At 71.7% G+C, this 24,906-nt stretch carries 22 protein-coding genes and 1 pseudogene; 12 read left to right on the forward strand and 11 right to left on the reverse strand.

All coding sequences use genetic code 11. The features are described 5' to 3' along the window. Positions 1-79 precede the first annotated feature (79 nt). Positions 80-517, reverse strand: coding sequence for a MarR family winged helix-turn-helix transcriptional regulator (locus tag FSYMDG_RS16895; RefSeq protein ID WP_013874605.1), 438 nt, complete (start codon positions 515-517; stop codon positions 80-82). A 115-nt stretch (positions 518-632) separates the two neighbouring features. On the opposite strand from FSYMDG_RS16895, the gene FSYMDG_RS16900 reads away from it, so the two are divergent. Both FSYMDG_RS16900 and FSYMDG_RS25380 read left to right on the forward strand, forming a co-directional pair. Next, complete coding sequence (locus FSYMDG_RS16900; RefSeq protein WP_043603889.1) at positions 633-1,658, forward strand: toll/interleukin-1 receptor domain-containing protein; 1,026 nt, start codon at positions 633-635, stop codon at positions 1,656-1,658. Positions 1,659-1,675: 17 nt separating this feature from the next. Further along, complete coding sequence (locus FSYMDG_RS25380) at positions 1,676-4,483, forward strand: hypothetical protein (RefSeq protein ID WP_013874607.1); 2,808 nt, start codon at positions 1,676-1,678, stop codon at positions 4,481-4,483. A gap of 194 nt (positions 4,484-4,677) precedes the next feature. On the opposite strand, the gene FSYMDG_RS16910 is transcribed toward FSYMDG_RS25380, so the two are convergent. After that, positions 4,678-5,322, reverse strand: a complete 645-nt coding sequence (locus FSYMDG_RS16910) for a GNAT family N-acetyltransferase (protein ID WP_013874608.1) — start codon at positions 5,320-5,322, stop codon at positions 4,678-4,680. 693 nt (positions 5,323-6,015) lie between these two features. Here FSYMDG_RS16910 and FSYMDG_RS23405 point away from each other — a divergent pair. From FSYMDG_RS23405 to FSYMDG_RS16925, 3 genes are all read left to right on the forward strand, one after another. Continuing rightward, positions 6,016-6,666, forward strand: coding sequence for a MarR family winged helix-turn-helix transcriptional regulator (locus FSYMDG_RS23405; RefSeq protein ID WP_237702825.1), 651 nt, complete (start codon positions 6,016-6,018; stop codon positions 6,664-6,666). A 289-nt stretch (positions 6,667-6,955) separates the two neighbouring features. Then, positions 6,956-7,924 (forward strand): daunorubicin resistance protein DrrA family ABC transporter ATP-binding protein, encoded by a 969-nt coding sequence (locus FSYMDG_RS16920; RefSeq protein WP_013874610.1) that lies wholly within the window; start codon positions 6,956-6,958, stop codon positions 7,922-7,924. Beyond that, complete coding sequence (locus tag FSYMDG_RS16925) at positions 7,921-8,763, forward strand: ABC transporter permease (protein WP_013874611.1); 843 nt, start codon at positions 7,921-7,923, stop codon at positions 8,761-8,763. The genes FSYMDG_RS16920 and FSYMDG_RS16925 overlap by 4 nt, the downstream gene beginning before the upstream one ends. A 45-nt stretch (positions 8,764-8,808) precedes the next feature. On the opposite strand, the gene FSYMDG_RS16930 is transcribed toward FSYMDG_RS16925, so the two are convergent. The 3 genes from FSYMDG_RS16930 to FSYMDG_RS16940 all read right to left on the reverse strand — a co-directional run bounded on the left by FSYMDG_RS16930 (position 8,809) and on the right by FSYMDG_RS16940 (position 13,682). Beyond that, positions 8,809-12,111 (reverse strand): ATP-binding protein, encoded by a 3,303-nt coding sequence (locus FSYMDG_RS16930; protein WP_050803571.1) that lies wholly within the window; start codon positions 12,109-12,111, stop codon positions 8,809-8,811. Positions 12,112-12,270: 159 nt separating this feature from the next. Further along, positions 12,271-12,471: a hypothetical protein gene (locus FSYMDG_RS16935; RefSeq protein ID WP_043603892.1), complete on the reverse strand. Its 201-nt coding sequence runs from the start codon at positions 12,469-12,471 to the stop codon at positions 12,271-12,273. Then, on the reverse strand, positions 12,468-13,682 hold the full coding sequence (locus tag FSYMDG_RS16940; RefSeq protein WP_043606884.1) for an acyl-CoA dehydrogenase family protein: 1,215 nt from the start codon (positions 13,680-13,682) through the stop codon (positions 12,468-12,470). Before FSYMDG_RS16940 ends, FSYMDG_RS16935 begins: the two co-directional genes overlap by 4 nt. A gap of 345 nt (positions 13,683-14,027) precedes the next feature. On the opposite strand from FSYMDG_RS16940, the gene purU reads away from it, so the two are divergent. Continuing rightward, positions 14,028-14,969, forward strand: coding sequence for a formyltetrahydrofolate deformylase (gene purU / locus FSYMDG_RS16945; RefSeq protein ID WP_013874614.1), 942 nt, complete (start codon positions 14,028-14,030; stop codon positions 14,967-14,969). Here the strand turns inward: purU and FSYMDG_RS16950 are convergent. Then, positions 14,939-15,586 (reverse strand): phosphatase PAP2 family protein, encoded by a 648-nt coding sequence (locus FSYMDG_RS16950; RefSeq protein WP_347176508.1) that lies wholly within the window; start codon positions 15,584-15,586, stop codon positions 14,939-14,941. The two genes, purU and FSYMDG_RS16950, sit on opposite strands and share 31 nt — an antisense overlap. Then, positions 15,480-15,998, reverse strand: a complete 519-nt coding sequence (locus tag FSYMDG_RS29765; protein WP_083828327.1) for an NUDIX domain-containing protein — start codon at positions 15,996-15,998, stop codon at positions 15,480-15,482. Before FSYMDG_RS29765 ends, FSYMDG_RS16950 begins: the two co-directional genes overlap by 107 nt. A 120-nt stretch (positions 15,999-16,118) precedes the next feature. Here FSYMDG_RS29765 and FSYMDG_RS16955 point away from each other — a divergent pair, with 120 nt between their 5' ends. Both FSYMDG_RS16955 and FSYMDG_RS16960 read left to right on the forward strand, forming a co-directional pair. Beyond that, positions 16,119-16,397 carry an Arc family DNA-binding protein gene (locus FSYMDG_RS16955; RefSeq protein ID WP_131772750.1) on the forward strand — a complete coding sequence of 93 codons (279 nt, stop codon included), beginning with the start codon at positions 16,119-16,121 and terminating at the stop codon, positions 16,395-16,397. Beyond that, on the forward strand, positions 16,394-16,735 hold the full coding sequence (locus FSYMDG_RS16960; RefSeq protein ID WP_013874617.1) for a type II toxin-antitoxin system PemK/MazF family toxin: 342 nt from the start codon (positions 16,394-16,396) through the stop codon (positions 16,733-16,735). The genes FSYMDG_RS16955 and FSYMDG_RS16960 overlap by 4 nt, the downstream gene beginning before the upstream one ends. A gap of 125 nt (positions 16,736-16,860) precedes the next feature. On the opposite strand, the gene FSYMDG_RS16965 is transcribed toward FSYMDG_RS16960, so the two are convergent. The 4 genes and pseudogenes from FSYMDG_RS16965 to FSYMDG_RS16980 form a co-directional block, all read right to left on the reverse strand. Further along, positions 16,861-17,049, reverse strand: a complete 189-nt coding sequence (locus FSYMDG_RS16965; RefSeq protein ID WP_013874618.1) for an NUDIX hydrolase — start codon at positions 17,047-17,049, stop codon at positions 16,861-16,863. Positions 17,050-17,143: 94 nt separating this feature from the next. After that, positions 17,144-17,434, reverse strand: coding sequence for a type II toxin-antitoxin system RelE family toxin (locus FSYMDG_RS16970; protein WP_013874619.1), 291 nt, complete (start codon positions 17,432-17,434; stop codon positions 17,144-17,146). After that, complete coding sequence (locus tag FSYMDG_RS16975; protein WP_013874620.1) at positions 17,431-17,730, reverse strand: type II toxin-antitoxin system Phd/YefM family antitoxin; 300 nt, start codon at positions 17,728-17,730, stop codon at positions 17,431-17,433. The genes FSYMDG_RS16970 and FSYMDG_RS16975 overlap by 4 nt, the downstream gene beginning before the upstream one ends. 244 nt (positions 17,731-17,974) lie before the next feature. Then, positions 17,975-19,062, reverse strand: a pseudogene (locus tag FSYMDG_RS16980) (IS630 family transposase). Positions 19,063-19,189: 127 nt separating this feature from the next. Between FSYMDG_RS16980 and FSYMDG_RS16985 the strand changes: the two are divergent. From FSYMDG_RS16985 to FSYMDG_RS17000, 4 genes are all read left to right on the forward strand, one after another. Next, on the forward strand, positions 19,190-20,854 hold the full coding sequence (locus FSYMDG_RS16985) for a protein kinase domain-containing protein (RefSeq protein ID WP_013874621.1): 1,665 nt from the start codon (positions 19,190-19,192) through the stop codon (positions 20,852-20,854). Positions 20,855-20,987: 133 nt separating this feature from the next. Further along, positions 20,988-21,890, forward strand: a complete 903-nt coding sequence (locus FSYMDG_RS16990) for a MurR/RpiR family transcriptional regulator (protein WP_013874622.1) — start codon at positions 20,988-20,990, stop codon at positions 21,888-21,890. A 208-nt stretch (positions 21,891-22,098) separates the two neighbouring features. Further along, positions 22,099-23,439, forward strand: a complete 1,341-nt coding sequence (locus FSYMDG_RS16995; RefSeq protein WP_083828524.1) for an ABC transporter ATP-binding protein — start codon at positions 22,099-22,101, stop codon at positions 23,437-23,439. A gap of 53 nt (positions 23,440-23,492) precedes the next feature. Continuing rightward, positions 23,493-24,905: an ABC transporter substrate-binding protein gene (locus tag FSYMDG_RS17000; RefSeq protein WP_043603895.1), complete on the forward strand. Its 1,413-nt coding sequence runs from the start codon at positions 23,493-23,495 to the stop codon at positions 24,903-24,905. Position 24,906: the final 1 nt, after the last annotated feature.

Below are 24,906 nucleotides of genomic sequence, written 5' to 3' on the forward strand. Positions count from 1 at the left end.
GGAACCTCCCTTCGGGAGAAGAAGCAGGAAAACCCAACCGTGAGGTTGGGAATCCCCCGCCTTCAGGCGGGGGATGACGTCAAATGCTCTGCGCCAGTCGCTCCAGCAACGGCGCCGCCGCCATCAGCTGTTCGAGCTCCGCGGGCGTGAAGCCGCTCGACAACGCCTTCGCCAGCTGTTCGGTGCGCGCGTCGCGCCTGTCACGCAGCGCCTGCAGGCCGGCTTCGGTCGCCGACAGGATCACCCGCCTGCCGTCCTGCGGGTCGGGACGCCGCTCGACGAGGCCGCGGGCCTCGAGCGCGCCCAGCGTCGCCCCCATCGACTGCGGGCTGATCTGCTCGATCTTGGCGAGCGCGGCCGCGGTGGTCGGGCCGCCGCGTTCGAGGCGTACCAGCGCCGAGGACTCGGGCATCGTCAGCTCGCCCGCGGGCTGCGCCTGGCGCAGCCGTCGCAGCAGCAGCCCGATGCTCAGCCGAAGCGTGGTCGCAACCTGATCGACATCCGATTCTCTGGACATTCAATCAGTTTAAGCTGATAAGTTTAGCTTTGCAAATTTCCCGGCCGTGCGGACAACACCCTCGTCGCCGTCAGGACCGGGACAGCCCGCCGGCCAGGCTGCGACGATGGGGCATATGGGGGAAAGTCTCGCGGCAGAGCGGCGGTACGACGCTTTTCTGTCCTACGCCCGCGCCGACGACCCGGACTTCAGGCAGGCCCTGGTCGACGGCCTCGACCGGGCGGGACGCCGGGTCTGGTTCGACCGGGAGGCGATGCCCAACTGCGGAACCACCTTCGGACAGGAGATCCGGCAGGCGATCGAGACCAGTGACCGGCTGATCCTGCTTGCCGGGCCGGCGGCCATGTCCTCCGGATACGTCGCCCAGGAATGGGGATACGCCGACGACATCGGCAAGCCCGTCGTGCCGGTGGCGCACGCGGTCGCATTCCGCGATCTCCCCGACCGACTGCGCCACTACCACGGGGTCGACGCGCGGCGGCGGACCGTCGACGCGGTCGTGGCCGAGCTGGCCAGGCTGCTGGCCGAGCCGGTGCGGCCGCTCGGGCCGTGCTTCCACCTCCCACACCGCCCGCCGCACGCGCGGGACCGTCCCGAACTGCTCGAACATCTGTCGAGCGCCCTCCTACCGGACCGGATGCGCCCCGAAGACGCCGGTCGGGCACCCCGCGTGACCGCCCTGTACGGCCTGCCCGGGGTCGGGAAGAGCACGCTGGCCGCCGCGTTCGCCTCCGCCGTCCGCACCCGCCGGGTGTTCTCCGACGGGGTGGCCTGGCTCGCGGGCGGGCCGGGCTTCCGGCCCCTTGCCACGGCCCGGGAACTGCTCCGGCTGGCCGCGCCCGGCGCCCACCTGCCGGGGAGCGACGGCGAGGTCGACGTCGCGCTCGCGGCGGCGCTCGGCGGCCGGGAACTTCTGATCGTCCTGGACGACGTGCGCGACCCCGACCCGGTCCTCCCCTTCGTCACGGCGCTCGGACCATGCGGCCAGGCTCTGCTCACCACGCTCGACCAGGCCGTGGCGACGGCGCTGGGCGCGGTCGAGATCGCCGTGGACCAGCTCGACGACGATGCCGCGCGCGGGCTGCTCGCCGACTGGGCGGGCAGATCGCGGCAACGCTGCGGCAGGCCCCGTCCGGACTGATCGGTGCGCTGGCCGACGTGGGTGACGTGGATCAGGCGTTGCGCTGGGCCGGTGACCAGCCCGATCCGCTGGAACGCTTCGCGGCGCTGCTGGCGGTGGCAGCGGCGCTGCTGAAGGACGGCGCGCTGACCCGGGCCCGCCAGGTGTGCCGGGTCGCGGCGGAGACCATCGCCGCCCTGGGCGGGACGGTTGAGGCCGGGGCCCTGCCCGGCCTGACGGCTCTCAACGCCGTGCACGCGCTGGTGCACTTCCCGCAGCCGGACGAGTGGGAGGGCACCGATGACGATCTCGTCGCCATGGCCCGGCTCCCGCTCGACGCGCTCGTGGGGCTGGCACCGCTGGCGTGGCGGTCCGGGGCCGTCGCGGAGCTGGCCGCGGTCACCAACCCGTTCTGGGAGCTGTACGGCCATCTGCTCCCGCTGGTGGCGGTCGAGGAGCTGGCGGTGCGCGGCGAGTCCGCGGCGGCGGAGGGGCTGCTTGACGCGTACCCGCCGCCGGTGGACGGGGGCGACGGGGACGATCTGGTCAACGCGGCCCGGTACCGGTACGCGGTCGCGACGGCGGCCGTCGGCCGGTTCGGGACGGCCCGCGCAGCGGTCGACGGGCTGCCGGCCGGCTATCGCGCGGTCGGCCGGCGCGGGCTGGCGCGCGCTCTCGCCCGGGCCGGCCGCCTCGACGAGGCGGTCGGGCTGCTCGGCTCGATCGACGACGCGACAGTGGCTGACGACACGCTGTTCGACATCGTCGACGCGGCCCTGGCCCGGGCCGTGCCCGAGGAGTGCCGGTGGCTCGCGGCCGTCGCGGAAGCCGGTGGCCAGCCCGTCGCCGCGGACCAGCTGTCGGCTGCGGCTGGCGATCCGGGCGCGGGCCGGCGGTTCACGCGGGGCGACGACGACGCACTGGCGTTGCGCGTCGGGGTCAGCATCGCCGGCATCCACTGGCAGCGTGGCGCGAAGGCACCGGCGGTGGAGACGGTGCGGGCACTGGTACCGGTCGCCCAACGACTCCTGGGACCGCAGTGGTGGGCCCCGGACACGCTCGACGCCCCGCCGTGGCTCGCCGGCCCGGCGGCCTCGCTGGCCGCGCTGCTGGTGCGGACCGGGGAGCCGATGCCCGAGGGGTTCGTGGGGGTGACAAGAGGCATCGAGCACCTGTGGGGCACGACACCGCCGTTCAAGGTCACCTTCATCAGGGAGTTCGCCGCGAGTGGACGTTTCGGCGAGGCGATGGAGCTGACCTCGCTCATCTCCTGGCCGGGCGGCCGGGCCCTGAGCCTGGCGAACGCGCTGGCCGCGGTGGACGTCTCGCGTCTCGACCCGGGCCTGGCCGACCCGGGCCTAGCCGACCAGGGCCTAGCCGACCAGGGCCTAGCCGACCAGGTGCGGGCCGCGGCGCGCGACCTCGCCGACGAGCTTGGCCGGGAAGCCGGCGACGCAACCGGCGCTGCCGGGGATGCCGGGGATACCGGCAACGCGGTGCTCGACGACGTCCTGGCCGAGATCCTGTTCGTCCACGGCCTCGACGGCGAGGCCCGCGCGCTCACGGACGCTCTGGCCACCCGGACCGACCTGCCGATGACGCTGGGCGCACGGGCCGTGCTACTGGCCGGGGCGGGGCGGGCGGATCAGACCCGGGAGCTGGTCCGCCGGGTCCTGGTGGATCGCGCGCTGAAGGTACCCGACGCCAGAGCGCGGGCGCTGCTCCTGACCGCGGTCGCGGCCCGCCGGGACGGCCCCTGCCCGGAGCTCACCGCCGCCGCCGGGCTGCTGGCGCGGGTGCGGGTGGCGGCGGGCGTGCTGGATGTCGTCGCCGATCTCGCCAGGTCCACACCGGCCGGACCGGTCGCGGAGATCGCGGACACCCTGCCGTCCAGCAGGGTCCTGCAGTGGCCGGGGGAGATCTCGACACAGGAGATCGCCGCCGCGGCGGCGGTCCGGGCGGTGGGCGCGGCGGCGATGGTGCTGGTCGCGATACGCGCCGGGCGCGGGCGAGCCGCTCGTAAATGGTTACGGGTCGCCGAGGGATTCGTGGCGGGAGCGGAGCGGTTGTCGCCGGGCGCCACCGGCGTGCCCGCGGCGGTGGCGCGGTACCTGTGGGCGGCGCGGGCCGCGCTCGACCCGAAAACGCACCCCGAGGACGCAGGCCTGGCCGCCTCGGTCGCCTGGTATCTGTGGGACCGCGGCCACCGTCCGGCGGCCGTCCGATATGCCCGCGAAGTACTCGACCATCTCGCCGGCCCACTCGACATGCTGGTCGGTGGACGCGACGACGGACGGATCATCTTCGACGCGGAGGAGTTCCTGCACGACGCGCAGGCGGACGACGCCGCCCGCGCCTGCCTGACCGCGCTGCTGGCGATGGCGGCGGCCGGCAACGGCGATGCCGGCGGCGGCGATGCCGGCGGCGGCCGGGAGCTGGTGGGACAGCCCGCCGGCACGCTCGACCTGGACGCGTTGCGGGGCCTGTCGTCGCTCGCTTTCGCCGAACGGGCCGAATATCATGCCCGGATCGCGATCGGGCTGCACCGCGCCGGGCAGCCGGACGCGGCGATGGAGATGCTGGGACTGGCGGCCGAGTCCAGCATGACCATGGCCCGGCGAGGCGAGCTCGCCCCGTTCGAACGGCTGTGCCAGGCGGTGGCGGAGCTGCTCCCGCCAGACGAGGCCGTCCTGGTCTGGACGCGGTGGCTCCAGGCGGCAGCGCGGTCGGACTCGTATCACGCGCTCGGAATGATCGCTTCATACGTCCGCTGGTCCCCCGCGTCCGACCTGGCGGGGATCGCGGTCGACCCGCGAACCGGCGACCTGGAGTCACGCCCACGCTGAGAGCCAGGCGGGCGAGGAACAGCGCCGGCAAAGCCGGGACGGAGCCCGATACCGCCGGACGGCTGGGATGTTCAGATCTTCGGCGGGCTCTGGGGTGCCGCGCCTGGCGTTATGCTGGGGAAGTGACGATGGCGCCCCACAGCACAGCCATTTTTGATTGATTGCGGGACAGGGGCGCGTTACTTGGTGGTTGTTCAGGTGGACTCGTCGGTCCAGGGGGCCAGGGCGCGGGTCACGAACGTGGGTAAGGCCGCCGCCTTCTCGTCCAGGGCGAGCAGCATCGGCATGTAGCTTTTGCCCGCGCCGTCGTCCGCGTCGAGCTCCGGGTCGCCGGCCCGCTCGAAGCCGTGACGGGCGTAGAGGCGGACCGCGGCCGTGTTGGTCGGCACGACCCACAGCCGGACGCCGATCGCGCCGACTGCCCGCGCCCAGTTCACGGCGGCGTCGAGGAGGGCGTCGGCCGCTCCCGTGCCGCGCGCGGCCGGCGCGACCCACATCGCGGCCAGTTCCCGGAACTCCGGTGCCCGCGACGGCCGGTAGACGTCCACCATGCCCGTCGAAGCGCTGTCACCCGTGGGAGTGCTGTCACTCGCGGGAACGCTGCCGCCCACTGTGGTGTCGTCCTGTTCCAGCAGGAACGTGGCGTGCGCGTCACCCGCCGAGTTCCGCGACGCGCGAGCCCGCCAGTCCGCGTCGGGACGGGCGCTCTCGGCCGCCAGGGTCTGCCAGAAGGATCCGGGCGCGTCGGCCAGTGCCGCCAGGCGGACATCGCGTAACCGCTCGGCGTCACCGGGCGTGATACGGCGTACGTGGAATACCAGGCCCACGTCAACGACCATCCGGACGCATGAACGTGACATGTCCCGGACGTGTGAATTCCGAACGCACCGGACATATGGACATGGCGCCGCACATGCGTGCGGCGAGGCGTGACACCACCTGCGCCAGACCCGGGAACCGCGCAACCACCACCATCCGCACGCTACCGGGCGTGACCCCGCCTGAGTCGAGGGCCCCCGGCGAGCTGTCCGGTGACCGCGTGGCGCGGACGCCGGATGCGGACGCCGGACAGCGCCCCCCGGGCTCCGGTCGAGGCATCCGGGCAGCCAGCACGGTTGCCGCATGCCTGTTACGGGCCTTTCCCAGCGGCGCTGTGATCGTTGCGACTGGCACGCATCGAGGTCTGCTGCCACTCACACATTCACGAAACGTGACCAGTCCAGCCCTGACGCGGATGCGCTTCACCTGTTCCAGTCGACAATGCGGACGATCCCGCACCCCCGTCCATCATGTAAAGGACTCCTAATCATCAGGTGTACAATTCGCTTACTAAGGTCCGTTGGTGGGCATCGGCGTCCCCGCCGTGGCCCTGGCGCCGGGGGCGACCCGCGGTGCCTCGACAACTACAGATCACGATGACGGGAGACGGCTGTGCCAACGACAGGCGGAGCCCGCACGGCGGCGGGACGCGCGGCGTTCCCCGCCATCGGCGCCGGCCGGGCCACGCCGCCCCGGTTACCCGGGCCGCGCGCGTGAGACCGCCAGGCACCCCCGAGGAGCGTCACCCAGGGCTCGACGCGAAGATCGTCGCTGCCCTCGACCGGATCGGCGAGGCTCTCCAGGTGCTGGCCCGCCGCGCGGCCGAGGCGCACGAGCTCTCCTCCACCCAGCTGCGGGTCCTCGTCCACCTGCACGCCGGGCCGCCCCCACCGGCCCGGACCAGCGCGTTGGCGCGTGAGCTCGACGTCGCCGACCCGACCGTCAGTGACGCCCTGCAGGCCCTGCGCCGCAAGGGGCTCGTCGAACGCGAGCGGGACCCCGACGACCGGCGCCACTACCGGCTCCACCTGACCGCCGACGGCCAGCGGACCGCGCGTGCGGTGTCGCGCTGGACCGCCCCCGTCGAGGTCGCCACGTCGCGGATCGACCGCGTGGACGGCGAACAGTTGCTCGCGACCCTGCTGGACGTGCTGGAACGCATGCACTCCGAGCATCTGATCAGCGTGACCCGGGCATGTACCACCTGTCACCACTTCAGACCCGCGGTCCGCCGGGCGAGAACCGCCGTCCACCGATGTACCTTCTTCGACTACCGCCTTGAACCGTCCGACATCAGGGTCGACTGCCCCGAGCACGTCACCCGCGAGGAGTTCGCCCGCCGCGCCGCGGCCAGCGGCCGCTGACCAGCTCGACACACCGCGCAGCGTCCCACCCGGGGCACTGCCCGCGCGGGGATCTTCCCCCGGGGCCGCCTGCGTACCGACGCGGCCCGCCTGGGACACCGCTTCCGTTCTTCGAAGTTCCACCGGGCTCTGCCGCGTTCCCCCGACCCGTTTCCCCTGACCCGTCTCCCCTGATTCCGCTCTGCCTCCGCCGGATGCCAGCGGGCTTCGCCTGGATGCCAGCGGGACGCACGTGCCGTGCCAGCGGCATGTACGTGCCGTGCCAGCGCGGCCCGGCAGCCTGTGCCGCATGACCTTCGCCATCCACGCCGAGGCGCTCACCAAGCGGTTCGGCGACACCCAGGCGCTCACCGGCATCGATCTGGCGGCGCGGGAGGGCAGCGTGCTCGGCGTGCTGGGCCCCAACGGGGCCGGCAAGACCACGGCCGTGCGCATCCTCGCCACCCTGCTGCGCGCCGACTCCGGGCGTGCCACGGTGGCAGGCTTCGACGTGGCGCGCAGCCCGCAGCAGGTCCGCCAGCACATCGGCCTGACCGGCCAGTACGCCTCCGTGGACGAGGACCTGACCGGCCTGGAGAACCTGGTCATGATCGGTCAGCTGCTCGACATGCGCGCCGCCGAGGCCCGCCGGCGGGCGGTCGAGCTGATCGAGTGGTTCGACCTCGTCGAGGCCGCCGGCCGGGTGGCCAAGACCTATTCGGGTGGCATGCGCCGCCGTCTCGACCTGGCCGCGTCGCTCGTCGGCCGACCATCCGTGATCTTCCTGGACGAGCCGACCACCGGCCTGGACCCGGTGCGCAGGGAACAGATGTGGGATGTCGTGCGCAGCCTCGTCCACGACGGCTCGACGGTGCTGCTGACCACCCAGTACCTGGAGGAGGCCGACGCGCTCGCCGACGAGATCACCGTCATCGACCGTGGCCGGGTGATCGCCCATGACACCCCTGACGGCCTCAAGAGCGTGGTCGGCGGCCAGCGCCTGAGCGTCCGGCCGGCCGACCCGGGGCAGCTCGACACGGTGCGCCAACTGCTCGCCGAGATCACCGCGTCGCGGCCGGAGCCCGCGGGCCGTGACCACCTGACCGTCGCCGTCGACGGCGACGAGGTGCTGGCGGAGGTGATCGCCCGGCTGCGGTCGGCGGGTGTCCGCGTCACCGAGCTGTCCCTGCACCTGCCAAGCCTGGACGAGGTGTTCTTCACCCTCACCGGCGGCCGCACCGGCAGCCGCGCCGAGATCGAGGAGGAACCGGCCGCATGACGGTCACGACCACAGCCCCCGCGCCGCGCAGCCGGCCACCCGGCATGCCCGCGTCGCGACCGGCCGTCCCGCCGGCGCGCCTGCGGGCCCTGCGCCACGCGCTGGTGATCGCACGCCGAAACCTGGTCAAGACCCTCCGGACGCCGGAACAGCTCATCGACGTGACGCTGCAGCCGGTCATCTTTCTGCTGCTGTTCGTCTACATCTTCGGTGGTGCGATCGGCGGCGGCTCCCAGCATGACTACCTTGAGTTCCTGCTGCCTGGCCTGCTCGGCCAGTCCGTCGCGATGGGCAGCATCGCGCTGGGGCAGAACCTCAACGCGGACATCGAGAAGGGCGTGTTCGACCGGTTCCGGTCACTGCCGATCTCCCGGTCGGCGCCCCTGGTCGGGGCGGTTCTCGCGGACGTGGTGCGCTACCTGCTGCTGTGCGTCATCCTCGTCGGGTTCGGGTATCTCATCGGGTTCCGTGTCGCAGCCGGCCCGCTGTCGCTGGCCGCCGCGCTGGCGCTGTCGGTCGCGTTCGCACTGTGCTTCTGCTGGATCTCGGTGTGGATCGGCATGAAGGCGCGTACCTCCGGCTCCGTGCAGGGCATCATGTTCCTGCTCGTCCTGCCGCTGTCGTTCGGCAGCAACACGTTCGTCGACGTCGCGACGATGCCGGGCTGGCTGCAGGCGTTCGTCCGGGTGAACCCGATCTCGCACCTGGTCGGCGCCGTGCGCGCGCTGATGCTGGGCGGCCCGGTCGCGTCGAATCTGGCGTGGACGGCGGGGTGGATGGCAGCGCTGCTGGCGGTCTTCGTACCGCTCGCCCTGCGGGCGTACGGCCGCCGGACCTGACGAACGCGCACTGCCGTGGGGCTCACGGGCCGCCCCTCGGGCCGGTCACCGGCTGCCCCGCGTCACCTCGAATCCGGTGGTGTGGGGCAGCCGGTCCGGGTCGAGCCGGGCGATGGCCGCGGCGCGGTCCAGCGCCCGCCCCCGGCCGTACGCGGCGGCGAAGCCGTCGCCGAGCTCACCGCGCAGCCACGCGGACAGCTCGGCGACGTCCAGCGCGGTGGGGTCGTCGCTGCCGCGCAGCGCCTCGCACGCGCCGAGGATCTCGGCCGCGACGACAGGCTCGCCCACCCGGGCGGCGACGTCGGCCACCACCACCCCGACCGCGGCCAGGACCGGCAGGTCCTTCGTGCCGACAGCCGTCGGGTACGCGTGTCGCAGCCTGGCCCGGGCCCCGGCGAGGTCACCATCCAGGGCGTGCATGCGGGCGGCGGACGCCAGCACGAAGGAATCACCGTGACCGTGAATCGGATGGGTGGGGGAGATCGCGTCGAAACGCCGGAGCGCCTCGGTGTGCAGCGCCATGGCCGCGGCCAGGTCACCCGCCTGCCTTTCCAGACGGGCCTGAATACTCAGAGTGATCACAGTCTCCAGTGTCGTTCCACTGGCCTCGCAGCCGGCGCGCGCCGCCGCGAGCTGGCCGCGGGCGGCCCGCAGGTCGCCGCGGCGCATGGCCAGGTCTGCCAGGCGTATCCGCAGCATCGACTCGTCGTCGCGTGACCCCATCTCCCCCATCAGGGCCAGCGCCTCCTCGTACGCCGCCGCGGCGGCGTCGAGCTCACCGTCGAGGGTGTGCAGCATCGCCACGGCCCGCAGCGCGCCGGCGGTGCCCCAGCGTTCACCGAGCGCGCGGAACTCCGCCAGGGCGGTGACGGCATCGGCCCGCATCCGTTCGACATCGCCGTCGTTCTCGGCAAGGCCGGCGCGCAGCACCAGCACGGCGGCCGACAGCCAGGGGTCGTCGCCCGCGCGTGCCTCCTCGATGTAACGCTCCATCATCGCCATGTCGCCGCTGAGCATCGCCATTCCCGGCCGCAGCAGGCCGATCAGCGGCCATCCGCGGATGTCGACGGAGCCGAGACGCCCGGCAAGCTCGCCGAAACGCGCCAGGTTGGTCTCCACCTCGGCGGGGGACGACGTCGCCGCCATGGCGGCCGAGCTCACGGCGTGGAACGCCTCGCCGATCACGCGAAGGTCCGTGTCGTCTCCCCCGGGCACGGCGAGCGCCTCGGCCACCCATCCCGGGACGTCGGTGTGGTTTCCCAGCAGCATCGCCAGGCTGCCGATTCCGAGCGCGATGCGCAGCGCCGCGTCCGCGTCGCCACGGTCGCAGCGCAGCCGCAGCGCGCCGAGGATGTTGTCACGCTCGGCCTTGAGCGCCTCCAACCACTCGAGCTGGTCGGCCCGGGTCAGGTGCGGCTGCGCCGTACGCACCAGCTCCTCGAAGTACGTGGCATGCCGTTCGCGCAGCCACGCCAGCTCGCCGCGTTCGGCCAGCCGCTCCAGGCCGTACTCGCGGATCGTCTCCAGCATCCGCTGCCGGGTGCCGCCCACGGCCGGCTGGAGCAGCGACTTGTCGATCAGTGCGGCCACCAGGTCGCCGACGTCGTCCGCGCGGACAGCCCCGCCGGAGCAGACGGCGGCCGCGCTGCGCGTCGTGGTACCCGACGGGAACACCGCGAGGCGTTCCGCGAGCAGCCGTTCGGGCTCGGTCAGCAGGTCCCAGCTCCATTCGACCACCGCCCGCAGGGCGCGGTGCCGGGGCAGGGCGGTGCGACTGCCGCCAGTGAGCAGCCGGAACCGGTCGGACAGCCGTCCGGCGATCTCGGCGAGCGGGAGCGTGCGCAGCCGTGCCGCGGCCAGTTCGATCGCCAGTGGCAGCCCGTCCAACCGGCGCACGATCTCGATGACCGCGGGGGCGGAGACCTCGTCGACGACGAAGCCGGGACGGACCGCGGCCGCCCGGTCGGCGAACAGGCGTGCCGCGGGGAATCCGAGAACATCGGCGGCGGGCGCGTCCGGGGCGGGCTGGGCCAGCGGAGGCACGACGAGCAGCACCTCGCCGAAGATGCCCAGCGGTTCGCGGCTGGTGGTGAGAACGCGCAGCCGGGGGCACCGCGCGAGCAGCAGGTCGGCCAGCCGCGCCACGGCGTCGAGCAGATGCTCACAGTTGTCCAGGACGACGACGGCCTGCCTGTCCGCGAGCCCCTCGAGCAGCCGGCTGACGGCGTCGCGGGTGGTGCGCTTCGTGGGCCGGTCCAGTATCTGGGCCTCCCGCAGGCCGAGGACGCCCAGGACGGTCTGGGGCAGGTCCGCTGGGTCGGTCACCGACGCCAGCTCAACGAACCACACACCATCCGGCATGCTGTCGACGACGCGGGCCGTCGCCTCGCCCGCCAGCCGTGTCTTGCCGGCACCACCGGGGCCGACCAACGTGACCAGCCGGTTGCCGGCAAGCGACTTGGCGATACCCGCCATCTCGGTGTCACGGCCGACGAAGGTCGTCAACGGGGCCCGCAGGTTGGTGCGAGCCTGCGGGGCCGCGCGCCGCGCCGGCCAGTGCCCCGGGGAGTCCGCCGGCCCACCACGCAGGACGGCCAGCCGAACCGCCTGCAGCTCGGCGGACGGGTCGACGCCGAGCTCATCGGCCAGCCGGGCCCGCAGCTGCTCGTAGGTGCGTAACGCGTCGGCCTGCCGGCCGGTGGCCGTCAGCGCGGTCATCAGCTGGCCCGCCAGCCGTTCGTGCAGCGGATGTTCGGCTGCCAGCGCCTCGAGCGCGGCGACGACCTCCAACTCCCGGCCCGCGGCAAGGTTGGCCTCCGCCCGGTCGAGCACGGCTTTCAGGTACACCTCGCGCAGCCGGGCCGCGTGGGCCGCGACCGCCGGCGAGACGTCGGCCTCGGCGAGCGTGGGCCCGCGCCACAGCGCGAGAGCGGCGCTCAGCTGGGTGGACGCGCCCTGCGGGTCACCGGCCCGCAGGGCGGCCGCCCCGGCGGCGGCCAGCCGCTCGAAGCGGGACGCGTCGACGTCGTCCGCGTCGACGGCAAGGCGGTAACCGCCCGCCGACCTGGCGACCAGCGCCCCGTCACCGAGCGAGCGACGCAGCCGTGACACGAGGGTCTGTAAGGTGTTGGCCTCCTCGACCGGCTGCTCGCCCGCCCACACGGCGGCCACGAGTGCGGCGACGCTGACCGGACGGCCGGCGTCCAGCGCCAGGCGGACCAGCAGGGCGCGCCGCCGGGAGCCCGGGATGTCGATCTCCCGATCGTCGTCACCTCGCACCTCGAGGGCGCCGAGCACTCCCACCCACATCCGTCCACTCTCGCACGGGCCGACGAGCGGCAGACCCACGCCTGATCCGCTCTTCGCCTGTCCCGTTGCCCCGTCTCCGCGGACGCTGCCCGGCCCGCTCCCGGCCTGCCCGCGACAGACCGGGAGCGGGGAGCCGGCCGGGGCCGCCCGCTACCAGTCGGGCCTGCTACCAGTCGGAGTTGCTACCAGCCGGCGTTGCTACCAGTCGGAGTTGCTGGCGCCGAGGCCGAGAATCACCTGGTCGAACGAGTTGTCGTCGTTGTCGTCGGTGTACGCGAGGGCCAGCTGGCCCCACGGCGACACGGCCACCGCCTGCGCGGCCGGGACCGAGGAGAGCGCCCGTACGGGCAGGGTGGGTTGCCGCCCGGCGCCGATATCGGTTTCCCGCTGCCGGGTCACCGTCGCATCAGAAGCGATCCGCCCAGAAGGTACTGCCCGACCATCTCGAAATTCGTCCGCGCGAGAGTGATGTGTTTGACCGCCGCGTTGATATCGCGGAAGCAGCGGTCCAGCCGGCTGGCGGTGTACAGGGAACTCGTTCCGGCCAGGTCGTAGAGCACGTCCACGGCGGACACGGTGTTCTCGCCCACGGCCGCGGCCGCCAGGCGGATCAGGGCGCTGAGATCCTCCCCGCCGTACCCACCGCATGCCGTCACACGATCGGCGGCATCGGCAAGCAACAGGGCACCCGCCCGCACCAGGGCCTCCGCGCGGGCCAGCCCCGCCTGCACGGTGTGGCTCGCGGCCAGCGGGCTCGTCGCCCTGGCGGGAGTCTTCTCCCGGGCCAGCGACCGGAAGGCGGTAAGGGCGTCCTGGGCGATTCCCAGCGCCGTCGACGCCGTCGTGAACGGAGCGAAGTCGTAGTAGGCGATGCCATAGGCCCGCGAGGGACGGTCGGCGGGGGCACCGCGCAGCAGCGAACCGTCGACCGTGTACCCGTCGGAGACGACCAGACCGTCGACGCGGAACGTCGCGCTTCCCGTACCGCGCAGCCCTCCGACGAACCAGTCGTCGACAAACCGGGCGGCGCTCTTCGGCACGAAGGCCATGAACGTCCGCGACCCCCCGGGAAGCGGCGCACCGTCTCGCGGGAGAGCATCGTCCCGCGGGAGAGTCGCGGCGCACACCAGCCAGTCGGCGTGCACCGCGCCGCTCGCGAACGCCCACGTACCGTTCAGCCGATATCCACCGGGCACGGGTTCGGCCCGGCCGGTCGGATTGATCCCGCCGACCACCAGCCCCGTGCTTTCCCTGAAGAGCCGGTGCGCCACCGGCTCCGGCAGATAGTCCGACATTCTGCCGATGGCGCCCTGAACCCCCATCTGCCAGGCGACGGACGCGTCGACGCGGGCGAGCGCCTGCAGGACGGCCGAACCGGTCCGTACGCTGACCTGCCCACCACCGAAGTCGCGTGCGACCCACATCCGATGGATGTTCTCCTCGCGCAGCGCGTCAATGACCGCGACCGGTGTCACCCGCTCCCGCTCAGCCTGGTCCCGGTACCGGACAAGCAGCGGGGCGATCCGCTCGACGCGTGCGGTCCACTCCACGGTCTCGTCAGAGGGAGGGCCACCGTCCGGAAGCACGCGGCACGTGCGCCCATCGCTCATCTCGGCTCCCGTGAGAACGCCTACCCCGTAGTCACCCGTATTTCCCAGGCGGACGAGGAAGATACCGACAACGATCATCCATCAGGATGCCTTTGTCCGTATGCCGTTCTCCCACGCGGAACCGTGTGACGTTCTCCGACCGGTCACCACCGCATGCGACATGCCGATCCTCCGCCCGACAGCCGGCTTTTTCCCAGGTTGAATGGAGCGTCGCGCGCGTCGACGAGGTCGTCCGCGCCGCCGTGCCGACGAGGTCGTGTCCCTAGCATGAGCCCATGGCCCGCGACGGCTTCATCCGGGAAGACCGCCGGCCGCCTCACCCAGCGATCTTTTCGGGAGGACCTTGTGTCGGACAGGACCCTGATCGACGCGGAAAAGCGTCGACAGCCGTCACCGGTACGGCCGCGCCAGGGCGCTGATCCGGTCCGATCGGATCTCGGTCGGCTCACGGTCCAGTGCGCGGACCGCCCCGGCATCGTCGCCGCGGTGTCCCAGTTCCTCACCGATCACGGGGCGAACATCGTCGAGTCGGACCAGGCGACGACCGATCCGGTGGACGGCCAGTTCTTTCTGCGGATGACCTTCCACCGGCCCGGCCTGCAGGCCCACCTCGACGACATGACCAAGAACTTCACGAAAGCGCTGGTCGAGAAGTTCGAGGTGACCGAGTGGTCCCTCCGCGACGCGTCCACCCCGAAGCGCGTAGCGATCATGGTGTCGAAGTACGACCACTGCCTGCTGGACCTGCTCTGGCGTGCCCGGCGAGGCGAGCTGCCGGTCGACATCGGTCTGGTCATCTCCAACCACGCCGACCTCGCGAGCGAGGTCCGGACGTTCGGCGTGCCGTTCGTCCACATACCGGTGGCCCGCGACACGAAGCCGGAAGCCGAGGCCAGGCAGCTGCAACTGCTGCAGGGCAACTTCGACCTCGTCGTGCTCGCCCGCTACATGCAGATCCTCTCGGCCGACTTCCTCGACAGCGTCGGCTGTCCCGTCATCAACATCCACCATTCCTTCCTTCCCGCGTTCGCCGGCGCGGGCCCCTACGAACGGGCCAAGGAACGTGGCGTGAAACTCATCGGCGCGACCGCACACTACGCGACCGAGGATCTCGACGAAGGCCCGATCATCGAGCAGGACGTCGTGCGGGTTCGGCACAGTGACAACATCGCGGCTCTCAAGCGGCGCGGCGCCGACGTCGAGCGGTTGGTACTGAGCCGGGCGGTGCTCTGGCACTGCGAGGACAGGGTCCTGCGTCACGGTAACTCCACGGTGGTCTTCTCCTGACCGCCGCGGCCATCGGGGCCCGTCCCGGTGCGGAGCGCGCCGAGCGGGGGCAGGGCCGTGCAGGCAAGGACGGTGACCAGGAGCCATCCGGCGACGACGTCGGTGAGCCAGTGCATCCCGAGGTAGACCCGGCTGGTCGCGACGGCAAGCGCCCACGTCGCGGGTACCGCGGCGGCCACGACCCGGGTGAAACGCCGTCGACTACGGTAGGTGAGGGCTACGGCGAGGCCGACGGCGACGAGGGCGGAGGTGCTGGTGTGCCCCGACGGCAGCGCGGGGCCGGACGCGTGCCAGGCCCAGTCCGACGCGGGTGGGCGTGCGCGGTCCACGGCGATGGCCAGCGAGGCCCGGAGCAGCTGCCCCACGGCCAGGGCCGCGATCCCGACCACCGCACCGCGCCACCACCTTCGCCCGGGTACCGCGAGGGCACCCGCAACCGCGGCCAGGGCGTAGGCACAGGCGCCGCTCCCGGTAGCAGTGATCACGATCGCGGCGTCCGTCACCGCGGGGCTACGGTGGTCGAGCGCCCAGCGGTGGACGTCGGCATCCAGCGGGAACGGGGTGCCGTGCCGGCCGGCGACCGCGGCCACGAGCGCCGTCAGCAGGAGGCCCGCCACGGCAGCGATGACGTGCGGCATGCGGGGTCGGCGGGAGCCAGTGGCCTCGTCGTGCCCGCCGCCCGGCACCGGCTGCGGCTGCGGCTGCGGTGAGGGTCTCCGACGCCGCCGTTGCTTCCCAGACCCGGACCGGCTCGCTGTGGGCATGACCGGCAACGTACGTCGCAGCCGACGGACCCGGGACCAGCGGGACGCTCGACGCCCTCACCGCACAGCCCGATTCATGATCGAACAAGTCGACTTGTCGATCATCACCTCCGTCTCCTCGCCGAGCTTCTCGTACCGCCGTCTCCGGCGCGCGCTCCCCCGGCTCGACGAGCCCGCCGGGCAGGGCGAGGGCCGCGTGGAACGGCTCCTTCGCGCGCTCCACCGCCAGCACCGACAGCACGCCGTCCCGCTTCACGGGATCCACCGGTGGAGAGATCCACCGCGGTCAGCCAGACGTGGCGCCGTCGAGGAGAACCAGTGCGGTCCGTCGCCCGATGGTATGTCGACTGGTAAACCTCCTAGTAAACTCATCGGCATGGTTGCCGTGACGACGATGAAGCTCCCGGTCGACGTACGCGACCGGCTGATGGCGCTGGCCACCAGCCACGGCCGCACTCTGGGCGCGGAACTGGCCGCGCTTGTCGAGGAAGCGGAGGAACGCAACTGGTGGCGTGACGCCAAGCAGGCCGCCGCCCGGCTTCAGGCCGACTCCGAGCGCTGGGAGGACTATCTGCGCGAGGCCGACGGCTGGGACACCACCGTCTCCGACGGTCTTGGCAACCCTGTCTCCGAGTGGCCGGAGTACGCCGAGGAGCGGGAGTGACGCCAGGCGAGGTGCTTCTTGTCGACCTCGATCCGGTCGCCGGAAACGAACAGGGCGGCCTACGACCCGTCGTGGTGATCTCCAATACCGGCTATGACCAGCTCGTCGCGGGCCGGCTCCTGGTCGTGTGCCCGATCACGAGCAGGGATCGCGCGCTTGCCCACCACGTGCCCGTGACCCGTGCTCCGACCCACCGGCTCAACCGTCCGTCCTGGGTGATGTGCGAACAGCCCAGGACCATCTCGTCCCGTCGCGTCAGCCGGCGTCTCGGCACGCTGGCACCTACCGACATCGATCAGGTTGCCGTCGTCGTACGCCGGTTGCTCCATCACGAATAGCGCGAGGCCACGTCCACACCCAGCCAGGTGGCACGGAGAGGCACCGACTCCTGGTCAGGATCTCACTCAGGATGCGGCGGAGCGGGCGCATCATCGGGGGTAGCAGGACGGTCGCGGGGCCGGCCCTAGAGGGCGGCGGGACGTCCGTTCTGGTCGAGGCTCTCGTCTCCGCGCAGGAAGCCACCCGGCAGCGCGAGCTTCCCCAGGAACGGCTCGTTCCCGCGCTCGACCAGCAGCACGCACAACCGGCCGCCCCGGATGGTCAGGATGACGAGGTCCTCGGTGAGAGTGACCTCCTGCCGGGCGCGGCTCACACCAGCGAGCGTACCGATCTCCCTCCCCCAGCTCGCTCCTCTCCCCCAGCCCGCCGGATAGTTCGGCCCTCCCAGATCCGCCCTGGCCGCCCTGTCAGCGGGAGCGGTACGCGTCGGAGCGATGTTCGACGGCGGTCACGGTAACAATGCGGTTGTCCTCGTCGATTTCATACAACACCCGGTAACTGCCGCGACGAGCGGACCAGGTGCCCTCGTACGGTGGAAGCAGGAGGCGTCTGCCAAGCCGGTGAGGATTGTCCAGGAGTGTGGTCGTGACGAACTCGTGGACGGCAGCCGCGATCTTCTCGGGCAACCGGCTGGCGAGAGCACGCGCCGCAGGACCAGTGATCCGAAGTTCAAACGGCTGCTCGCCAGTTCCGGTCACCGTGTGTGGGGCGACTCGGCGCGGCGCGCCCGTTTCGCCATGAGCGCGGCGAGCTCCTCGGCATCGAGCACGTCGCCGGACTCGCGGGCGTCCCGGGATTCCGCAAGCTGCCGCATCGCCTCCCGACTCGCCAACACATCCAGCGCCTCCTCCAGCGCCGCCAGGTCATCGGGAGAGATCAGGACCGCCACCGCATGCCCGTGACGGGTGATCTCCACTCGCTCATGAGTCCGCCCCACCTCGTCAATGAGCTCCGACAGCCGGTTGCGCGCCTCGGTGAACGGCATGACAGTCATGATGTCCAGCGTACCGGGACTGGCGCGAAGTCAAGGCAGATCAACCGCAGTTCGGCGGGTAGGTCGTTCGTGGACTCAGCTCCGGCTCCGCGCCCGTCGTTGTGGAGCCGGAGCCATCTGAGCGGCGAACGGCCGCACCCCGGTCCCGCACGTCCCGACGGTCGCTGGCCGCCTGTCACCTGTTCCGAAACAGCCGACGAGCATGCGCTGCATCGGGTGGGCCGGGCGGGCGTGGCGGACGGCGCTAGTGTCCTGAGTCGTTGATTCGCTGGCAGTAGGCGGCGAGGGTCTCGAGGATCTCGTCGGCGGTCTTGGCCCAGACGAACGGCTTCGGGTCCTTGTTCCAGGCGTTGATCCATCGGCGGATGTCGGCTTCGAGTTCGACGACCGAGCGGTGCGTCGATCGGCGCAGCTTGCGGGTGGTCAGCTCCGCGAACCAGCGCTCGACCAGGTTCATCCACGACGCCGAGGTCGGGGTGAAGTGCAGGTGGAAGCGGGGTGGCGCAGCAGCCAGTTCTTCACCGCCGGGGTCTTGTGGGTGGCGTAGTTGTCCAGGACCAGGTGCAGGTCGTAGCCCTTCGGGACCGAGGAGTCGATCAGCTTGAGGAAGCGCAGGAACTCCTGGTGACGGTGCCGCCGGAAGGTCTGCGCGATCACCGACCCGGACGTCGGGTCGAGCGCGGCGAACAGGCTGGTCGTGCCATGGCGGACGTAGTCGTGGGTCATCCGCTGCGGGGTACCCGGCATCAGGGGCAGCACCGGTGCCGTGCGATCCAAAGCTTGCACCTGCGACTTTTCGTCGACGCAGAGCACGATCGCCTTCTCCGGCGGGTCGAGGTAGACCCCGACCACGTCACGGACCTTGTCCACGAACAGCGGGTCGGTGGACAGCTTCCACGTCTCGACCAGATGCGGCTTCAACCCGAACGCCCGCCACATCCGTGACACCGTCGACTGCGACAGCCCACTGGCCCTCGCCATCGACCGCGATGTCCAATGGGTATCGCCGTTCGGTGGCTTCTCCTCCAACGTCCTCGCGATCACCGCCTCGACCTGGGCGTCGGTGACCTTCCGAGGCGCTCCCGGACGTGCCTCGTCTGACAGGCCCTCCAGCCGGTCGACCGCGAACCGCTCCCGCCATTTCGCGACCGTTCCCCGGGTGATCCCGAGCTCGGCCGCGACCCCCGAGTTCGTCCCACCGTCCGCGCAGGCCAGCACGATCCGCGAGCGCAACGCCAGCGCCTGCGCGGTCTTCCGCCGTCGGGCCCAGCCCTCCAGCACCGCACGCTCAGCAGACGACAACTCGATGGGATCCGCGCTCGGGCCAGGCACCAGCCCATTCTATCTGCACACGAATCAACGACTCAGGACACTAGGATCACGCGTCGTACAGGGATATTGGGGGATTCGGCATGATGAACGGTGGACGCCGTGGTCGACACATGACAGCTCCCACATCGTGATTATCAACGAGGCGCAGATCGCCGCGGCGCTGCCCGCCTACGAACTTGGCGAGGTCCTCGGCCGGGGAGCTTTCGGGCTGGTGGTGAAGGGCCGGCACCGCGAGCTGGACCGTCCGGTGGCTATCAAGATCCTGCCTGCGGGCACCGATGAGACCGCGGCGAGCAGCCGGGCCGAGGCGCGGCTGCTCGCCGCCCTCGACCATCCGCACGTGGTGCGGGTCTACGACTCCATCCCCGCCGGCGACCTCCACCTGATCGTCATGGAACTGCTCAGCGGCGGCACCCTGACCCGCCGCCGGGCCGGCATACCGCCCGAGGCCGCCTGCGCGGTCGGGCTGGCGGTGGCCGCGGCGCTGGGCAGCGCGCACCAGCGGGGCGTCCTGCACCGCGACATCAAACCCGACAACATCCTGTTCGACGCGGCCGGGCTGCTCAAGGTCACCGACTTCGGCATCGCGAAGCTGGTGGAAGGGTCCGCGACCACCGCCAGCGCGATCGTCGGCACCCCCCGGTACATGGCCCCCGAGCAGCTCCTCGCCAGACGGCTGGGCCCGGCCACCGACCTGTACGCCCTGGGGGTGATGCTCTACGAGCTGCTCAGCGGCGCGCCGCCGTTCGACCCCGCCCTGCCGCCGACCGTGCTCGCCCAGCAGCACATCTACACCGTTCCCGCGCCGCCGGCTGGTGTGCCTGCGCCGGTGGCCGCGGTGATCATGCGGGCGCTGGCCAAGGATCCGGACGGTCGCCAGCCGTCCGCCCACGCCTTCGCTCTGGAGCTGGCCCGCGCAGCCGCCGTGTACGGCCCGGGCTGGACCGCCCGCGCCGGCATCGCCCTCCGCCTCGACGACGACCTGCAGGCTGCCGTCCAGCAGCCGGCCTCCGCGCGGCCGCCGTTCCCGAGCGGCCAGGCCCGCCCGGGCGTCGCGCCGACCGCCAACATCGGCCAGCCGCCCGCCCCGCCCTTCCTCCCGCCCAGCCCTCGCGGCCGCGGAGCCGAGATGCCGTTCCCGGGATATCCGCCGCCGCTCGGCGGCGGCGCGCCGCGTGTCCCGCCGCCTCCACCGGCCGCGTACGGGCCCCCGCCGGCCCCGTACTCCGCGCCGGCCCCGTACGCGGCTCCGCCGGGCTCGTACCCCCCGGTGGCCCCCGGCGGCCCGGGCGGCAGCGGGCCACGGGGTCAACAGCCCGGCGGCGGATATCCACAGCCACCTGGTTACGGGAACCCCTACGGCTACGGCCCTCAGCCACCAGCCCCGTACGGCGCCTCCGTACGGTCGTACTACGCCGGTTGGGGCGCCCGGGTCAGGGGCACCCTCATCGACCTGCTGATCGTCTGGGGTGTCTCCGCGGTCCCGGCCGCCGCTGCGCCTTCCTCCTCGGCCGACGGAATCAGCGGTCTCATCTTTTTCGCGTCCATAATCATCATGTGCTGTCTCGAGGGCGTCACCGGTCAGACGCCGGGCAGACGCATCGCGCGTATCAGGCTGGTTCGCGAACTCGACGGCCGGCCGCTCGGCCTCGGCCGGGCGTTCGTCCGCCGGCTGTGCCACTTCCTGGATGCTCTGCCGTTCTATGTAGGCTTCCTGTGGCCGCTCTGGGACGCCAAAAGGCAGACCTTCGCTGACAAAATCATGAAATCCGTCGTGATCAGGACCAGATGAGCGCTCGGCCCGGTCCCGCGTTCTCACCAGGGCGACGTCCTCGCCGAGAGCGCATCCCGGATCGCCTCCTCACCACACGGGGCCGCGGTACGGCCACACCCCGCCGTCAGCTTCGGCGTGTATGAACCATCCCATGGTGATCCCCTCCCCCGGACGGTCCGGCTCTCGCCCAGGCGGGCTCTTCGCCGCCATCCGAGCGGCGCTGCCGGGCCTTGTCCCGAGCGAGCAGCGGGTGGTCGAGGTGTGCCTGGCCCAGCCGGGGAAGGTGGTCGAGTGGTCGGTCGCCCAGCTCGCCGACGCCGCGGGGACGTCCACCGCCACCGTGGTGCGCGCCTGCCAGCATCTCGGTTTCCGTGGTTTCCAGCATTTTCGCGTCGAGTTCGCCCGGGAGAGCGGCGCCGTGGCGCTGCGCGGCGAGGTCGGCTGGGCGGGCGGTGCCAATCCCGTCGAGCGCCTGGTGGACACCGTCTTCGGCGCGGCGGCCAAGGTGCTCGGCGACGCGCTGGGCCCGTTGGACCGCGCCAGCCTCGCACCCGCCGTGGACCTGCTGGACCAGGCCGGTCGGCTGCTCGTCGTCGGTAACGGCGGGTCGGCACCGATCGCCCAGGACGCGGCCCTGCGGTTCCTCAGCATCGGCCGCCCGGCGGAGGCGCCGGGCGACTCGCTCGTCCAGGAGATCTCCGCCCGGCTGCTGGCCGCCTCGGACGTCTGTCTGGTCGTCACGAGCAGCGGGGCGAACGAGCCCACGCTGCGGGCCGCCGAGGCGGCGCACACCGCGGGAGCCCCCGTCATCGGGATCACCAGCTACACGGCCGGCCCGCTGGCCGACATCGCCGACATCATCCTCGTCGTGGGGACCCCCGACTGGCCCATCGGCAGCGACATGATCGCAAGCCGGCTGGCTTCGCTACTGCTGCTCAACGCCCTGCAGCTCGCGGTAAGCCTGCGCCGGGAGAACAACCCACAGCGCACTGGGACGATCACCGCCAACATCTTCGGGGTACGCGCGGAGCCGGAGAGCCCAGAGCCATCCTGACTCAGAGTGATCAATCGGCCTCCTCGTACCACCGTCCCACCAGGGACAAGGCCGCGGCGACATGAGATAGCCCGAAGATTTATTACGATAAGTGACCGCTATCTGTTTCCAGCCCGTCGAGGGCCATTCATCTGCGCCGCCGACCCTGCCATGTAACGACGAACCGGGATCACCTGATCCTCTGGAACGAACGTACATGGAGCGGCTGGTGGCAGAGATCCGGATCGAGGGCCTCACGAGGTACTTCGGAGGCGTCCGCGCGGTGGACGACGTCTCCCTCGACATAGCGGACGGCGACTTCCTCGTCCTGCTGGGACCGAGCGGCTGCGGGAAGACCACGCTGCTCCGCATGATCGCCGGCCTGCTGGAGCCGAGCGGGGGGCGCATCATGCTCGGCGACCGCGACATCACCCATCTCCCCGCCCGCCAGCGTGACCTGGCGATGGTCTTCCAGAGTTACGCGCTGTACCCGCACCTCACGGTCGAGCGCAACATCGGCTTTCCGCTGCGAGCCGCGCGACGACCCAGAGCGGAGATCGCCCGGCAGGTCCGAGAGGTCGCCGACCAGCTCGAACTCGGCGAACTGCTCGGACGGCGCCCCAGAGAGCTCTCCGGCGGGCAACGCCAGCGGGTGGCACTCGGCCGCGCGCTGGTGCGTGACCCGGCGGCCTTCCTCATGGACGAACCGCTGTCGAACCTCGACGCGAAACTGCGCACGGCGACACGTACCGAGCTCACCGCGCTGCACCGCACGCTGCGACGCACCTTCGTCTACGTCACCCACGACCAGGTGGAAGCCATGTCCATGGCGACCCGCGTGGTCCTGCTAAACGGTGGGCGTGTCGAACAGGCCGGCACCCCGACCGAGGTGTACGACTCGCCGGCCTCGGTGTTCGTCGCCGGCTTCCTCGGTGCCCCGCCGATGAACCTGCTCCCGGCCCGGATCGAAAACCACGGTGGCACGCTGACGGCCGTCGCGGAGGGACTGCGCATCCCCCTGTGGCCGGGCGTCAGCGAGCCCCGCGACGTCATCGTGGGGCTGCGGCCCGAGAACGCGTTCCAGCTCACCGCGGCCGGGGCCGGCGCACCGGTCGGCACCGCATCCCCCGGTGCGCCGGTCGGCGCCGCATCCCCTGCCGGGGCGGGCGCGCGAACCTCGGCCGCCGGACCGGCCCCCGGCATCCACGGCGTGGTCACCACGGTCGAGAACCTCGGCAGCGAGGAGGTCGCCTGGTGCGACGTGGGCGGACAGGCCGTCGCGCTGCGCGGTCCGCGCCCGCTCGGGCTCACCGTCGGTGAGCATGCCCACCTCACCGTCGACGTCTCGCGTGTGCACCTGTTCGACCGGGCCAGCGGACGCCGCCTCGAGTGGCGGCCATCAGCCGCCCGGGACCAGGTGCTCTCCGCCGCTCCCACGCCCGCCGATCCCACACCCGTGATCCCGACGCCGTCCCCCGCCAGCACGGCACCGACAGAGGCGGCCTCGACAACGGCCTCGAAAGCGGCCTCGGACACGACCGCGCGCACGGCCACCTCAGCGACGGTCTGAGTCACCCGGGTCGCCGCGACCCGGGCCACCTCCCGCCACGATCTCCAAGGAGCATGCCCGTGGCTCGATCACGCCTACCTCGATCACGCCCGCTGCGTGCCACGCTGCGTGCCACAGCCGGCCTCACGCTGGTCGCGGCGCTGGCCACCGCGTGCGCGACGTCCTCGTCCGCACCCGCGGGTACGGCCGCCGGCACGTCCGGCACGATTCCCGAGCTCTCCCCGGACCAGAAGGTCTCGATCGTCTTCGAGAGCTACAACCTCACGAGCACCGGGACGTGGAAGCCGGTGATCGATGGCCTGCTCGCCGACTTCCACGCCGCGCACCCGAACATCACGGTGAAGGGCCAGCCGCCGCAGGGGGTGACCGGCACCAGCACCGACTACGTCAGCAGCGTCAAGAACCAGATCCTGGCCGGCAACCCGCCGGACGTCGCCCAGATCACCTTCAACGCGCTGCGGTTCGCCGCCGGCAGCCTGGGCGCCCAGCCGCTCGACACCCTGGTCGGACGGGATGCCGTCCAGGCGAACTTCGGCGGCGACCATCCGTTCGCCCCGACCGCGCGCACGCTCGGCGACGTAGACGGTAGGACCTACGCCGTCCCCTACGTCTTCTCCACCCCGATCCTCTGGTTCAACAGGACGCTGTTCGCCAGGGCCGGCCTGGACCCGGCCAACCCGCCGAAGACCTGGGCGGAGGTGAGGACAGCCGCTCTCGCGATCAAACAGAGGACCGGCACGGACGGGATCGTCGTGGACTGCCTGACGAAGGCGGCCGGCGACTGGTGTTTCCAGAGCATCGTCCGCTCGGCCGGCGGCCGGGTGCTCTCCGCCGACGGCAGCAGGCTGTCCTTCGCCGACGCGCCCGCCGTCGAAGCGGTGTCGATGGCCGCCGACCTGGTGCGCAGCGGCGTGATGCCGAACCTCGACCAGCAGCAGGCGTTCAAGGCGTTCAGCAGCGGCCAGCTCGGGATGATTCTCGAGACCAGTGCCCTGCAGGGGCAGTTCATGACCGGCGCCAAAGCGAACGGCTGGGAACTCGACGCCACCAGCGAGCCCTCGTTCGGGTCGAAGCCCGTCGTCCCCACCAATTCGGGATCGGGGCTGGCCGTCTTCAGCAGGGACCCGGCCAAGCAGCGCGCCGCGTGGGAGCTGATCAAGTTCCTCACCAGCGACCACGCCTACACCCAGATCTCCTCCAGGATCGGCTATCTGCCGCTGCGGACCGGGCTCGTGGACGACCCGAACGGTCTGCAGGGATGGGCGAAGGCCAACCCGCTCATCAGGCCGAACCTCGACCAGCTCACCCGGCTGCAGCCCTGGGAGTCCTTCCCCGGTGACAACTACCTCCAGATCGGGGACGCGATGATGACCGCGGTGGAAGGCGCCGTCTTCAGCGGCAAGGACCCCGCGTCCACCCTGGCCGACGCGCAGAAGCAGGCCGCCACCATCATGCCGGCACGGTGAC

The organism is Candidatus Protofrankia datiscae, from assembly GCF_000177615.2.
In the GTDB taxonomy this organism is placed as follows: domain Bacteria; phylum Actinomycetota; class Actinomycetes; order Frankiales; family Frankiaceae; genus Protofrankia; species Protofrankia coriariae.

What these genes read in the sequence shown, in the direction of transcription:
- FSYMDG_RS16895 (WP_013874605.1), bottom strand. Translation starts at nt 517, where the DNA reads ATGTCCAGAGAATCGGATGTCGATCAGGTTGCGACCACGCTTCGGCTG.
- FSYMDG_RS16900 (WP_043603889.1), top strand. Translation starts at nt 633, where the DNA reads ATGGGGGAAAGTCTCGCGGCAGAGCGGCGGTACGACGCTTTTCTGTCC.
- FSYMDG_RS16910 (WP_013874608.1), bottom strand. Translation starts at nt 5,322, where the DNA reads ATGGTCGTTGACGTGGGCCTGGTATTCCACGTACGCCGTATCACGCCC.
- FSYMDG_RS16920 (WP_013874610.1), top strand. Translation starts at nt 6,956, where the DNA reads ATGACCTTCGCCATCCACGCCGAGGCGCTCACCAAGCGGTTCGGCGAC.
- FSYMDG_RS16925 (WP_013874611.1), top strand. Translation starts at nt 7,921, where the DNA reads ATGACGGTCACGACCACAGCCCCCGCGCCGCGCAGCCGGCCACCCGGC.
- FSYMDG_RS16940 (WP_043606884.1), bottom strand. Translation starts at nt 13,682, where the DNA reads ATGAGCGATGGGCGCACGTGCCGCGTGCTTCCGGACGGTGGCCCTCCC.
- FSYMDG_RS16975 (WP_013874620.1), bottom strand. Translation starts at nt 17,730, where the DNA reads ATGACTGTCATGCCGTTCACCGAGGCGCGCAACCGGCTGTCGGAGCTC.
- FSYMDG_RS16990 (WP_013874622.1), top strand. Translation starts at nt 20,988, where the DNA reads ATGGTGATCCCCTCCCCCGGACGGTCCGGCTCTCGCCCAGGCGGGCTC.
- FSYMDG_RS17000 (WP_043603895.1), top strand. Translation starts at nt 23,493, where the DNA reads ATGCCCGTGGCTCGATCACGCCTACCTCGATCACGCCCGCTGCGTGCC.